The sequence below is a fragment of the Xanthomonas sp. NCPPB 3005 genome, from assembly GCF_041228095.2.
GTDB lineage: Bacteria > Pseudomonadota > Gammaproteobacteria > Xanthomonadales > Xanthomonadaceae > Xanthomonas_A > Xanthomonas_A bonasiae.
The window spans coordinates 2,599,318-2,612,621 of sequence record NZ_CP166096.2 but is presented as its reverse complement, the minus strand read 5'-3'; the positions used below and the strand labels follow the sequence as shown (position 1 = coordinate 2,612,621).

General features: G+C 68.8%; 12 protein-coding genes. 3 read left to right on the top strand and 9 right to left on the bottom strand.

What is annotated here, in order from left to right:
• Nucleotides 1-10: 10 nt before the first annotated feature.
• The 9 genes from glp to ndk all read right to left on the bottom strand — a co-directional run bounded on the left by glp (nt 11) and on the right by ndk (nt 8,614).
• On the bottom strand, nt 11-1,228 hold the full coding sequence (gene glp / locus AB8810_RS11400) for a gephyrin-like molybdotransferase Glp (RefSeq protein WP_369916563.1): 1,218 nt from the start codon (nt 1,226-1,228) through the stop codon (nt 11-13).
• A complete protein-coding gene (locus AB8810_RS11395) occupies nt 1,225-1,830 on the bottom strand; it encodes a molybdenum cofactor guanylyltransferase (RefSeq protein WP_369916562.1) in 606 nt (201 codons plus the stop codon). The genes glp and AB8810_RS11395 overlap by 4 nt, the downstream gene beginning before the upstream one ends.
• A 3-nt stretch (nt 1,831-1,833) precedes the next feature.
• The gene (der, locus tag AB8810_RS11390) at nt 1,834-3,231 is read right to left on the bottom strand and encodes a ribosome biogenesis GTPase Der (protein WP_179564927.1); all 1,398 of its coding nucleotides are present in this window, start codon (nt 3,229-3,231) and stop codon (nt 1,834-1,836) included.
• A 16-nt stretch (nt 3,232-3,247) separates the two neighbouring features.
• Nucleotides 3,248-4,606: an outer membrane protein assembly factor BamB gene (gene bamB / locus AB8810_RS11385; RefSeq protein ID WP_369916561.1), complete on the bottom strand. Its 1,359-nt coding sequence runs from the start codon at nt 4,604-4,606 to the stop codon at nt 3,248-3,250.
• Complete coding sequence (locus AB8810_RS11380) at nt 4,606-5,244, bottom strand: tetratricopeptide repeat protein (protein ID WP_179564929.1); 639 nt, start codon at nt 5,242-5,244, stop codon at nt 4,606-4,608. The genes bamB and AB8810_RS11380 overlap by 1 nt, the downstream gene beginning before the upstream one ends.
• Before the next feature lie 64 nt (nt 5,245-5,308).
• A complete protein-coding gene (locus tag AB8810_RS11375; protein ID WP_369916559.1) occupies nt 5,309-6,172 on the bottom strand; it encodes a helix-turn-helix domain-containing protein in 864 nt (287 codons plus the stop codon).
• Nucleotides 6,169-6,951: a type IV pilus biogenesis/stability protein PilW gene (locus tag AB8810_RS11370; RefSeq protein WP_369916663.1), complete on the bottom strand. Its 783-nt coding sequence runs from the start codon at nt 6,949-6,951 to the stop codon at nt 6,169-6,171. The genes AB8810_RS11375 and AB8810_RS11370 overlap by 4 nt, the downstream gene beginning before the upstream one ends.
• Before the next feature lie 22 nt (nt 6,952-6,973).
• Nucleotides 6,974-8,179 carry a 23S rRNA (adenine(2503)-C(2))-methyltransferase RlmN gene (gene rlmN / locus AB8810_RS11365; RefSeq protein ID WP_369916558.1) on the bottom strand — a complete coding sequence of 402 codons (1,206 nt, stop codon included), beginning with the start codon at nt 8,177-8,179 and terminating at the stop codon, nt 6,974-6,976.
• A gap of 9 nt (nt 8,180-8,188) precedes the next feature.
• A complete protein-coding gene (gene ndk, locus AB8810_RS11360; RefSeq protein ID WP_002812972.1) occupies nt 8,189-8,614 on the bottom strand; it encodes a nucleoside-diphosphate kinase in 426 nt (141 codons plus the stop codon).
• A 222-nt stretch (nt 8,615-8,836) separates the two neighbouring features.
• On the opposite strand from ndk, the gene AB8810_RS11355 reads away from it, so the two are divergent.
• The 3 genes from AB8810_RS11355 to AB8810_RS11345 all read left to right on the top strand — a co-directional run bounded on the left by AB8810_RS11355 (nt 8,837) and on the right by AB8810_RS11345 (nt 13,261).
• Entirely contained in the window at nt 8,837-9,469 is a 633-nt protein-coding gene (locus tag AB8810_RS11355; protein WP_179564933.1) for a TetR/AcrR family transcriptional regulator, read from the top strand.
• Between the two features lie 59 nt (nt 9,470-9,528).
• Complete coding sequence (locus tag AB8810_RS11350; RefSeq protein ID WP_206257009.1) at nt 9,529-11,901, top strand: 3-hydroxyacyl-CoA dehydrogenase/enoyl-CoA hydratase family protein; 2,373 nt, start codon at nt 9,529-9,531, stop codon at nt 11,899-11,901.
• Between the two features lie 154 nt (nt 11,902-12,055).
• Nucleotides 12,056-13,261: an acetyl-CoA C-acyltransferase gene (locus AB8810_RS11345; protein WP_179564937.1), complete on the top strand. Its 1,206-nt coding sequence runs from the start codon at nt 12,056-12,058 to the stop codon at nt 13,259-13,261.
• Nucleotides 13,262-13,304 lie beyond the last annotated feature (43 nt).

Below are 13,304 nucleotides of genomic sequence, written 5' to 3'. Positions count from 1 at the left end.
CCCGCAACACTCAGTACGCGAACACCTCGACCACGTCGCCGGCATCGAAACGGCGCGCCCCCTCGTCCAGCCGCAGCAGCACGTCGCTGTCGGCGGCGCCGCGCAGGCGGTGCGAACCGTCGGCCGGGTTCGGCTCCACCCACAGCTGTCCATGCGCGTCGCAGCGCATGCGCCCGCGCAGGAACTCCAGGCGCTCGTGGCGCTTGTCCCAACCCGAGGCCAGCCGCGCGCGCCATTGCGGGCGCGGCTCGGCGCGCTGCTGCAGCGCGTCCAGCAGCGGCCGCCCGATCGCCATGAAGGTGGCCAGCACCGACACGGGATTGCCGGGCAGGCCCAGGAACAGGGCGCGGTCCAGCTCGCCGAACAGCAGCGGCATGCCCGGGCGCATGCGCACCTTCCAGAAATGGATGCGACCGCGCTCGGCCAGCAGCCGCGGCAGGTAGTCCTTCTCGCCGGCGGAGACGCCGCCGCAGGTCAGCACCACGTCGAACGCCGAGGCCGCATCGGTCAGCATGCTTTCGATCCGCTGCGGATCGTCCGGCAGCGTCGGCCACGCAGTCGGCTCCAGGCCGAGCAGGCGCAGTTGCGCCATCAGCATGTCGCGGTTGCTGTTGTAGATCTGCCCCGGCTTGAGCGGCATGCCCGGCTCGACCAGTTCGTCGCCGGTGGCGAACACCGCCACGGTCGGTCGCGCCGCCACGGCCACCTGCGCCACGCCGAGCGCGGCGGCCAGGCCGATCCGCGACGGCGTCAACGCCAGGCCCGCTTCGAGCACGCGCTCGCCGGCGCGCACGTCCTCGCCGCGCGCACGCACGTGCGCGCCGGCGACCGGCGCGGCCGGCACCTGCACCTGGCCGTCGCGCTCGACCACGCTTTCCTTGATCACCACCGTATCGGCGCCCGCCGGCAGCGGCGCGCCGGTGGTGATGCGCAGGCATTCGCCGGCGCCGATCGCCTGGCGCAAATCCTCGCCGGCGAACTGCTCGCCGGCCAGGCGCAACACGGTCGGCGCATCCGGCTGCAGATCGGCATGGCGCAGCGCGAAGCCGTCCATCGCGCTGTTGGCGAACGGCGGCAGGTCGATCGGCGCGTCCAGCGGTTCGAGCAGGATGCGGCCATCGGCGCGCGGCAGCGCCAGGCGTTCGGCCGGCAACGGGCGCGACTGGGCGACGGCGGCGACGATGGCCAGCGCCTCGGAATAGGCAATACGGGAGGGATAGTCGTTCATGGCGCCGGCAGGATACCCGCTGCGCGCAGGTCCTGCGGCGTATTGAGGTTGCCGAAGGTCTCCCCGGGCACGCGTGCGCGGACCATCGCCAACTGCTGCTGCAAGGCACGCGGCGCGTAGCGACCGGCATCCAGCGCCGAAGCCAACGCAGGCCGCAGCGCGGCGACGCGGTACAGCGCCACCAGCGGCTGTACGCCGTCGTCGTCCTCGGCATAGGCGCCATCCGCATCGCCACTGGCGTCGATCAACCTGCCCAGCAGCGCAGGCGAAAGCCGGCACAGGTCCACCGGCAAGGTCAGCAGCCACGGCGTGGCGCAGGCCGCGGCCAGCGCGTCCAGGCCGGCGATCGGCCCCAGCGAGCGCTCGGCGCCAGGCGGCGCGGCGATCCGGTCGGGCAGCGCGTGCAGTCCGGCGGCGGCGTAGCGCGGCAGGTCGCGGTTGGCGCTGACCAGCACCGCCGCGACCGCCGGCGCCAAGGCCTGCGCCAGGCGCTGCACCAGCGCTCGCCCGTCGCGTTGCAGCCAGGCCTTGTCGCAACCGCCCAGGCGTTGCGCGCGGCCGCCGGCGAGGATGCCCAGCGTGACCTCGCGCCGCGCGTCCATCGGCTACTTGCCGCGGACGTGTTTCATCAAGCGCCGCTTCTTGGCGATCTGGCGCTCGGTCAGCACGTTCTTCTTGCCTTCGTACGGATTGGCGCCTTCGCGGAACATGAAGCGCACCGGCGTGCCGACCAGCTTGAAGCGCTTGCGGAAGAAATTCTCCAGGTAGCGCTTGTACGACTCCGGCAGCACTTTCAGGCGCGTGCCGTGGACGATGAAGGTCGGCGGATTGCTGCCGCCCGGATGCACGTAGCGCAGCTTGGAGACGTGGCCGCGGATGCTCGGCGGCGGATTGGTCTCGTAGGCCACTTCCAGCGCCTGGTTGACTTCGCTGGTGCTGAATTCGCGGATCGCCGAGGCATGCGCGCTGTGGATCGCGCGGAACAGCTCGCGCAGGCCGGAGCCGTGCTTGGCCGAGATCCGCACCGCTTCGGCCCACGGCACGAAGCCGAGCTTGCGCGACAACAGCGCCTCGGCCTGTTCGCGCTGGTAGTCGGTCAGCCCGTCCCACTTGTTGACCGCCACCACCAGCGCGCGGCCGGCGTCCAGGATCGCGCCGAGCACGCTGGCGTCCTGGTCGGTGACGCCTTCGGTTGCGTCGAGCAGCAGCACCGCGACCTCGCATTGCTCGATCGCCTGCAGCGTCTTGAACACGCTGAATTTCTCCACCGCCTCCTCGACCCGGCCGCGACGGCGCAGGCCGGCGGTGTCGATCAGCCGGTACAGGCGGTCGTCGCGCTGCAGGTCGACCGCGATCGAATCGCGGGTGGTGCCCGGCACTTCGGACGCGATCATCCGCTCCTCGCCGAGCAGGCGGTTGACCAGCGTCGACTTGCCGACGTTGGGGCGGCCGACGAAGGCGATGCGCATGCGCTTGGGATCGGTGTCCAGCGTCTCGCCGGCGCCCTCTTCCGGCAAGCGCGACAGCACTTCCTCGAGCAGGTCGTCGATGCCGTGGCGATGCGCCGCGGACACCGCGATCGCCTCGCCCAGGCCATAGCGCGCGAACTCGGCGCGGACCTGGTCCTCGTCGGTGCCGTCGATCTTGTTGATCAGCAGCAGCGTCGGCCGCGCCAGCTTGCGCAGCCACGCCAGAATCTCGTCGTCGAGCGAGGAGGATCCCTCGCGGCCATCGACCACGAACAGCACCAGGTCGGCTTCGCCGGCAGCGGAGCGCGCCTGGTCTGCGGTCGCCCCGGCCAGGCCTTCTTCCTCGCCGGAAATGCCGCCGGTGTCGACGATCACGAACGGGGTGTCCGGCTCCAGCCGGCAGACGCCGTAATTGCGATCGCGGGTGACGCCGGGCTGGTCATGGACCAGCGCGTCGCGGCTGCGCGTGAGCGCATTGAATAGCGTGGACTTGCCGACATTCGGCCGTCCAACCAGGGCGACCAGCGGCAGCATCGCGAATTCCCTTCCTTTATTGACCCAACCGGAACGCGGTCAGGTCGCCTTTCGTGTTCTGGACCAGCAGGATGCCATCGGCTACCACCGGCTGCGCTACCAGCGCCTTGCGTCCCACCCGCTCGCGTGCGGCGATCTCGCCGTTGTCGAGCTTCAACCAATGCAGATACCCCTTGTAGTCGCCGACCACGGCGTAGTCGCCCTGGATCGCCACGCCGGTCAGCGAACGCCGCGCCAGCGCCGGCTGCGACCAGGTCGCCGAACCGGAGGCCTTGTCCAACGCCCACACCGAACCGGCATTGTCGGCCACCACCACGCTGCTGGAATTGACCGCGACACCGCCGGCACCGCCATGGTCGCGGGTCCACAGCGGACGCCCGCTCGGGCCTTCCAGCGCCACGGTCTGGTTCTTGAAGCTGGTCGCGTACAGGGTGGTGCCGTCGAGCACCGGCGCGCCGTCCACGTCGGCCATGCGCTCCAGTTCGGTGCGGCCTTCCGGCACGCCGATGGTCTGCTCCCACAGCACGCGCCCGTCCTGCATCGCCAGCGCCGCCAGCGTGCCGTCGTCGTTGCCGATGAACAGCACGCCCGGGCCGGACACCACCGGCGCGTTGCCGCGCACGGTCAGGGTCGGCAGTTCCTGCACATGGAACCAGCGCTGCTGCCCGGTGCCCGCATCGAACGCGGTGACGTGGCCGTCGTTGCTGCGCACGAACACCATGTTCTGCGAGACCACCGGCGCGGCGATCACTTCGTTGGGCACCTTGGCGCGCCACTTCTCGGTGCCGCTGGCGGCGTCGAGCGCGATCACTTCGCCATTCAGGCCGCCGACCACGACCAGGCCCTCGCCCACGCCAGGACCACCGGCGAAGCGCGGCAGCGGACGGTTCTTCTCCAGCCGCTTGCGCTCCTTCGCCTGCTGCTTCTCGTTGCGCAGGCGCTGCTTGTAGGCCGCACGCTCGTCCTTGGACAGGCCCTTGCTGGATTCACCCTCGACCTGGCTCTCCGGCTGCTGCTCCTGCACCTGCGACAGGCGCTCCTTGCGCGCCTTCTTGGCGTCGTATTCCCACAGCGTCTTGCCGGTCTGCAGGTCCAGCGCGTAGACCGAACCGGAAGCCGCGGCCAGGTACACCTTGCCGTCGGCCACGGCCGGATGCTGGCGCACGCCGATCCGCTTCTCGCCCTTGCCGGCGTCGGTGGACCACAGCTTGACGATCTTCACCGACGGCTTGAAATCGACCAGCTCGGCCGGCTCGGCGGCCTTCTTGGCGGCCGCGTCCTTGCCTGCGAACCAGCCCTTGACCGTGCTGCAACCGGACAGCGCCAGACCCAGCAGCGCGATGGTCGCGATGCGCTTGAACATGACTACCTTCATCAGATCGGCTCCGCAGGATTCGGCACGGTGCCGCCCGCATCCATCAACTTCGTTTCCAGCAGTCGCCGTTGCGGCGCCGCCACGTCCAGGGTGGTCAACGACTTGGCGTACGCCTCGCGTGCCGCATCGCGCTTGCCCTGCGCGATCAGCGCATCGCCACGGATCTCCAGGCTCTGGTTGTCGTCGGCCGCGGCCAGCAACTTCAGCGCTTCGTCGCTCTTGCCGGTCTGGATCAGCAACCGCGCCACGCGCTGGTCGATGAGCAGCTTCAGCTCGCCCTCGGCCTTGAGGCCGCGCAGCGTGGCCAGGGCCTGGTCGTACTTGTCGTCATCGGCTTGCGCCTTGGCCAGGCGCAGCGCGGCCAGCTCGGCATAGATGTTGGCCGGGCCCTGCTGCAGCGCCGCCATGTCCTTGCTGGCCTTGTCCAGTTGCTTGGCCTGGATGCTCTTGAGCACGGCGTCGTAGTGGGAATTGGCCTGCGCCAGGTCGTTGGAATGCTGCTTGGTCCACCACTGCCAGCCAATGATCGCGCCGATGCCCAGGGCAATGCCGCCGATCAGGCCGGCGCCGTTTTTCCTGAGCCAAGTGCGGACGCGTTCGCTTTGTTCGTGCTCGTCGAGCAGGTCGTCGATCGCCATGCGTACTCTCGCCCCGCCGCAACGACGGGACATGGAATGTTGAGATTGAGGAACCGCGCCGCCGTCACTCGGACGCTGGCACCACGGAACCGTCAGAGGATACCGCAAAGCGGGCCACGTTCGCGCGCTTGTACGGAGTCAGATCCACGGTACTACCGGATTGCTGAACCTGGACCGCCGACGCATTGCCGAGCACGATGCGGCCCACTTGACCCGGCGCGTAGTCGCGCTTTTCGCCGGCTTTCAGCAGCGCCTTTTCCAGCGGCGTGCCGTCCGGGGCGATGATCTGGACCCAGCTGTCGCCCTGGAACGACAGGCTCAGGCCGGGCTTCTCCGCCTCGCTGGAGGCGCGCGGCAGCGGCGTCAGCGAGGCGATGTACGGTGCCGCAGGCGGCGCGGGGCGATTGCCGGACGTGGCGGTGGGCGCCGGGTTGCCGCCGGTGCCCGCCGTCGCGGTCGGCGCCGCGTCGCCCGGCGCCGCCGGCACCACGTCCAGCGACGCGGTGCTCGGGCCATCGTCGGCGAAATGGGTGCGGGTCGCGTACCAGACCGGCACCGCCAGTCCGGCGGTGATCACTACGTACACCATGCGCCGGGTCGCGCTCTCGAGCATGCGCCGCAGCGGCGGGGTATGCGTATGGCTGATCAGCTCCACCGGCTGCACCGGCGCGATCTGCGCGCTGGCCAGCAGCGGCTCCAGGTCCACCCCGAGCAGGCGCGCGTAACTGCGCAGCTGACCGCGCACGAACACCGGCGCGCCGAGGCGCTGCCACTGCTCCGCTTCCAGCGCACCGATCACGTGCACCGGCATGCGCAAACGGCTACCGACCTCGTCGATGCTCAGGCCCGCCGCTTCGCGCGCTTCGCGGAGCTGTTGCCCGCAACCTTTGGCGCCGTCGAAAGCGTTCGGATTGGAATCACTGATCACAATGCACTAGCCCCGGGAGTCGTGGTCGCGGCATCGGGAAACTCCTTGCGCAACCGCTGTTGGTAACGGCCGGCAGCAGCCATGTCGCCCAGCCCTTGTTCAATCTGAATAGCAAGTTGTAACACGGATACAGTGGCCGGCGCAGCCGCCAGACGCCGTTCCGAGAAAGCCCGCGCCTCGAAAAAGCGCGCATGCGCCGCTTCGTCGCGCGCCATCGCTTCCAGCGCGTAGGCGTTGCCCGGCTCCAGCGCCAGCGCCTTGCGCAGGTCGCGTTCGCCGCGCTCGCGCTGGCCGATCTGCAACGCGCAACCGCCGGCATTGGCCAGGGCCGACGCCGGCGTGGCGTAGCCGGGCGCCTGCAGCGCACGATCGAACCACTGCAGCGCGTCGGCCGCGGCACCGTTCGCGCACAGCCAGGCGCCGTAGTTGTTCAAGGCCTCGCCGCGGTTCGGCGCCAGTTCGGCGGCCTTGCGGTAATGCTCGCCGGCAGTGGCGGTATCGCCGCGGCGGCCGGCCGCCACCGCCAGCAGCGTGTGCGCCTGCACCGAATCCGGGGCCAGCGCCAGCGCCTTGCGCGCATGCTCCTCGGCGCCGGCCAGATCGCCGCCGCTGAGCCGGTTGCCGGCCAGACCGAGTTGTTCCTGCAACGCGTAGCGCGCCTTGACCTCGCCGCTGTCGCGGAAATCGTAGTCCGGCGCCACCTGCTCGACGTTGCGCAGCTTGCCGGACTTGGTACCGTGCCCGGCACACGCCGACAACGCCAGCAGCGCCGCGGCCAACACAACGATGGCCAGAGGATGCTTAGGCCGCCGCATCCCGGTCCGCCTGGGTCTGCAACTGGCGCTGGAAGTCGGCCTGGCGCCGGGTGCGGTCCAGCACCTGCCCCTTGAGCTGGCCGCAGGCGGCATCGATGTCGTCGCCACGCGTGCGCCGCACCATGGTCAGCACCTGCGCATCGAGCAGGATCTTCTGGAACGCGCGGATTTCCGTCTCGCCGGAACGCTCGTAGCGCGTGCCCGGGAACGGATTGAACGGGATCAGGTTGACCTTGCCCGCGTTCGAGGCCTGCACCGCGTTGTCGAACTGGCGCATCAGCCGCGCCAGCTGCCGCGCATGTTCGGGCTGGTCGTTGATGCCCTTCATCAGCGTGTATTCGAAGGTGACCGATTCGCGGCGCTTGTTGGCGCGCAGATAGCGCGCGCACGCGGCCATCAGCTCGGCGACCGGGTATTTCTTGTTCAGCGGCACCAGCGTCTCGCGCAGCGCGTCGTCGGCCGCATGCAGCGAGACCGCCAGCGACACGTCGCTCTCGGTGGACAGGCGATCGATCATCGGCACCAGGCCGGAGGTCGACAGCGTGACCCGCTTGTTGGCCAGGCCGTAGCCCAGGTCGTCGCGCATCACGCTCATCGCGCGCACGACGTTGTCGAAATTCATCAGCGGCTCGCCCATGCCCATCATCACCACGTTGGTGAGACGGCGCTGCTGGTGCGGCACGTTGCCCAGATGCCGCGCCGCGACCCACACCTGGCCGACGATCTCGGCGGTGGACAGGTTGCGGTTGAAGCCCTGGGTGGCGGTCGAGCAGAACGTGCAGTTCAACCCGCAGCCGACCTGGGAGGACACGCACAGCGTGCCGCGGCCCTTGTCCGGGATATACACGGCCTCGATCGCGTTCTTGCCGTCGGTGCCCATGGCCAGCAGCCACTTGTGGGTGCCGTCAGCGGAAGGCTTGTCGAACACGATGTTGGGGACGACGACCTCGGCATGCTGCTGCAGCTTGGCGCGCAACGCCTTGCCGAGGTCGGTCATCTGGTCGAAGTCGGTGACGTAGCGATGGTGGATCCACTTCATCACCTGGTGGGCGCGGTAGCGCGCTTCGCCGAGCGTGTCGGCGAAGAAACGCTCCAGGCCCTCGCGATCGAGGTCGAGCAGATTCTGCTTGGTCGCGCCGCCGGTCCGGATCGGATCGGCGAGCGCCAACGGAGTGTGGACGACCTCGTTCACGATGACCTCTTAGCGCGAAACCACTTCGGTGGCGGCGAAGAAATACGCCACTTCGTTGGCGGCGTTCTCGACCGAGTCGGAACCGTGCGCGGCGTTGGCGTCGATCGAGTCGGCGAAATCGGCGCGGATGGTGCCCGGTGCGGCATCCTTCGGGTTGGTGGCGCCGAGCAGGTCGCGGTGCGCGGCCACGGCATTCTCGCCTTCCAGCGCCTGGATCATCACCGGGCCGGAGATCATGAACTCGACCAGCGCGTTGAAGAACGGACGCTCGCGGTGCACGGCGTAGAAGCCCTCGGCCTCGCGGCGCGACAGCTGCTTGTACTTGGCGGCCACGACCTTCAGGCCGGCCTTCTCGAAACGGGAATAGATCTCGCCGATGACGTTCTTGGCGACGGCATCGGGCTTGATGATGGACAGGGTGCGCTCCAGCGCCATGGGAATTTCTCCGTTGGGCGGGCCACTAGACTGGATGGCCCGAGGTTAGCATGAAAAAAACCCGCGTCAAAACGCGGGCTTAGCCAGAATTGCGATGGACAATTCTATCCAATCGCAGCGGGCTTTGCACGGCCGCCGGCTGAATCATGCTGCATCGCAACATGACGCGGCCGGATGCCAGGCCTAGACTCAAACAATCGTTTGATTGATTCCGGCGGCCGCATGGCAAAGCAAGCGCACTTCTCCACCAAGGACCGCATCCTCAGCGCGGCCGAGGAACTGTTCGCCCAGCACGGCTTTTCCGGCACTTCGCTGCGCCAGGTCACCAGCCAGGCCGACGTCAACATCGCCGCGGTGAACTACCACTTCGGCTCCAAGGAAAACCTGGTCAACGAGGTGTTCCGGCGGCGCATGGACGAGATGACCGCCGCGCGCCTGGCGCAGCTGGAAGCCGCGCAACGGCAGCATCCCGGCCAGCTCGGCCCGGTGCTAGCGGCGTTCGTGGAGCCGGCGCTGGCGATGGCCCAGGACCGCCAGAGCGGCGGCGCCTTCGTGCGCGTGATCGCCCGCGCCTACGCCGAGAAGAACGACAGCCTGCGCCAGTTCCTGTCCGACCACTACGGCCACGTGCTGCGCGAGTTCGGCAAGGCCATCGCCGTCTGCGTGCCCGAACTGAGCAAGGAAGAACTGTACTGGCGCCTGGACTTCCTGGCCGGCGCCCTGACCTATGCCATGGCCGACTTCGGCCTGATCAAGCGCCCCGCCGGCGTCAGCGAAGGCGCGCATCGCGCCCACGCCGCGCGCGAACTCATCCGTTTCGCCGAGGCGGGCTTCCTGGCCCGCTCCGCGCCGTAATTCCGCAAGAACCGTTCTGTCCACATCCCGCAATCGTTGACCCACAGAGGCTGATCGCTATGTCCAACCCCCTGCTAGTCCGCCGTGCCGCCGTCCTGGGCGCGGGCGTGATGGGCGCGCAGATCGCTGCGCACCTGACCAACGCCGGCGTCGACACCGTCCTGTTCGACCTTCCCGCCAAGGACGGCCACCCCGACGGCATCGTGCTCAAGGCCATCGCCAACCTCACCAAGCTGAGCCCCGCCCCGCTCGCCAGCGCCACGCTGGCCGAGGCGATCACGCCGGCCAACTACGCGTCCGGCCTGGAGCAACTGCGCGGCTGCGACCTGATCATCGAAGCCATCGCCGAGCGCATGGACTGGAAACAGGACCTGTACAAGAAGATCGCCCCGTTCGTGGCCGATCACGCGGTCCTGGCCTCCAACACCTCCGGCCTGGGCATCAATGCGCTGTCCGACGTGCTACCCGAGCAGCTGCGCCATCGCTTCTGCGGCGTGCATTTCTTCAACCCGCCGCGCTACATGCACCTGGCCGAGCTGATCCCGGCCAAGGGCACCGATGCGGCGGTGCTGGAAGGCCTGGAAGCGTTCCTGGTCACCACCCTGGGCAAGGGCGTGGTCTATGCCAAGGACACCCCGAACTTCATCGGCAACCGCATCGGCGTGTTCTCGATCCTGTCCACCATCCACCACACCGCGCAGTCCGGCCTGGGCTTCGACGAAGTGGACGCGCTGACCGGCCCGCTGGTGGGCCGCCCGAAGTCGGCGACCTACCGCACCTCCGACGTGGTCGGCCTGGACACCATGGCCCACGTCATCAAGACCATGGCCGACACCCTGCCCGACGATCCGTGGCACCAGTACTTCGCCTCGCCGAAGTGGCTGGACGCGCTGATCGCCAAGGGCGCGCTCGGCCAGAAGGTCGGCGCCGGCATCTTCCGCAAGGTCGGCAAGGACATCGTGGTGCTGGACCTGGAGAAGCAGGACTACCGTCCGGCCGACCGCAGCGCGGCGCCGGAAGTGGTCGAGATCCTGAAGATCAAGAACCCGGCGGAGAAGTTCGCCAAGCTGCGCGAGAGCCAGCACCCGCAGGCGCAGTTCCTGTGGGCGACATTCCGCGACCTGTTCCACTACAGCGCCTACCACCTGGCCGACATCGCCGAGACCGCGCGCGACGTGGACCTGGCGATCCGCTGGGGCTACGGCTGGTCGCTGGGCCCGTTCGAGACCTGGCAGGCCGCCGGCTGGAAGCAGGTGGCGCAGTGGATCGCCGACGACATCGTCGCCGGCAAGGCCATGTCCAGCGCGCCGCTGCCGGACTGGGTGTTCGACGGCCGCGACGGCGTGCATGCCGCCGAGGGCAGCTACAGCCCGGCGCGCAACGCCAAACTGCCGCGCTCGGCGCTGCCGGTGTACCAGCGCCAGCGCTTCCCCGATCCGCTGCTGGGCGAGAAGTTCGCCCCGGGCGAGACCGTGTTCGAGAACGACGGCCTGCGCCTGTGGCACGACGGCGACGACATCGCCGTGGTCAGCTTCAAGACCAAGATGAACACCGTCTCCGACCAGGTGCTCGACGGCCTGCAGGAAGCGGTCGGCCGCGCCGAGAAAGACTTCAAGGGCCTGGTGCTGTGGCAGCACAAGGAGCCCTTCTCCGCCGGCGCCGACCTGGCCGGCGCGCTGGGCCTGCTGCAGGCCGGCAAGGTCGATGCGTTCGAGGCGATGGTCGCCAACTTCCAGGCCACCAGCCAGCGCATCAAGTATTCGCTGGTGCCGGTGGTCGCGGCGGTGCGCGGCCTGGCCCTGGGCGGCGGCTGCGAATTCCAGATGCACAGCGCCAAGACCGTGGCCGCGCTGGAGAGCTACATCGGCCTGGTCGAAGCCGGCGTCGGCCTGCTGCCGGCCGGCGGCGGCCTGAAGGAGATCGCGGTGCGCGCCTCGCAGGCGGCCGGCCCCGGCGGCGACGTGTTCGCCGAGCTGAAGAAGACCTTCGAGACCGTGGCGATGGCCAAGGTCTCCACCTCGGCGGTCAACGCCAAGGAACTGGGCCTGCTGCGCGGCACCGACAAGGTCGTGTTCAACAGCTACGAGGCGCTGTACATCGCCAAGGCCGAAGCGCGCGCGCTGGCCGAGAGCGGCTACCGCCCGCCGCTGCCGGCCCGCCGCATCCAGGTCGCCGGCGACGTCGGCATCGCCACCTTCAAGATGCTGCTGGTCAACATGCTGGAAGGCCGCTTCATCAGCGAGTACGACTACGAGATCGCCACCCGCATCGCCACCGTGCTGTGCGGCGGCGAAGTCGACCGCGGCGCGCTGGTGGACGAGGAATGGCTGCTCAAGCTCGAGCGCAAGCACTTCGTCGAACTGGCCCAGCAGGAAAAGACCCAGGCGCGGATTGGGCACATGCTCAAGACGGGTAAGCCGCTTAGGAACTGAGAATCGGGAATGGGGAATCGGGAATGGAAAGACATTCCCGGCTCCTCCTTCTCCCCCTAATTTTCTGCCGGAAATAGGAATGCCGCAGATCGCGCGAATCCGCTCTTACGATTCCCGACTCCCCATTCCCCATTCCCGGCTTTCGGAGAAAGCCATGAGCAAACAGATCCAGGAAGCCTACATCGTCGCCGCCACCCGTACCCCGGTCGGCAAGGCGCCCAAGGGCGTGTTCCGCAATACCCGTCCGGACGACATGCTGGCGCACGTGTTGCGCGCAGTGGTCGCGCAGGCGCCGGGCATCGACCCCTCGCGCATCGACGATGCGATCATCGGCTGCGCGATGCCCGAGGGCGAGCAAGGCATGAACGTGGCGCGCATCGGCGTGCTGCTGGCCGGGCTGCCGAATTCGGTCGCCGGACAGACCATCAACCGCTTCTGCTCCTCCGGCATCCAGGCCGTGGCGCTGGCCGCGGACCAGATCCGCCTGGGCAACGCCGACCTGATGCTGGCCGGCGGCACCGAGTCGATGTCGATGGTGCCGATGATGGGCAACAAGGTGGCGCTGTCGCCGAGCGTGTTCGCCGACGACCACGTCGCCATCGCCTACGGCATGGGCATCACCGCCGAGAAGGTGGCCGAGGAATGGAAGGTGTCGCGCGAGGACCAGGACGCGTTCGCGCTCGCCTCGCACCAGAAGGCCATCGCCGCGATCGCCGCCGGCGAGTTCCGCGACGAGATCACCCCGTACGAGATCCTGTCGCACCAGCCCGACCTGGCCGGCAACGTCATCGCGCTGCGCAAGCGCCTGGTCGACACCGACGAGGGCCCGCGCCCGGACAGCTCGATCGAAGGCCTGGCCAAGCTGCGTCCGGTGTTCCGCAACGGCCAGTTCGGCGGCAGCGTCACCGCCGGCAACTCCTCGCAGATGAGCGACGGCGCCGGCGCGGTGCTGCTGGCCTCCGAGCAGGCGATCAAGGACTACGGCCTGACTCCCCTCGCCCGCTTCGTCAGCTTCTCGGTCGCCGGCGTGCGCCCGGAAGTGATGGGCATCGGTCCGATCGCGGCGATTCCGAAGGCGCTCAAGCAGGCAGGGCTGAGCAAGGACCAGATCGACTGGATCGAGCTCAACGAGGCCTTCGCCGCGCAGTCGCTGGCGGTGATCCGCGACAGCGGCCTGGACCCGTCCAAGGTCAACCCGCTCGGCGGCGCGATCGCGCTCGGCCATCCGCTCGGCGCCACCGGCGCGATCCGCACCGCCACGCTGGTGCACGGCCTGCGTCGCCGCCAACAGAAGTACGGCATGGTCACCATGTGCATCGGCACCGGCATGGGTGCGGCGGGCATCATCGAAGCGCTCTGAATCCCGCGCCGCGACCACGAAAAAGGGCAGCCTAGGCTGCCCT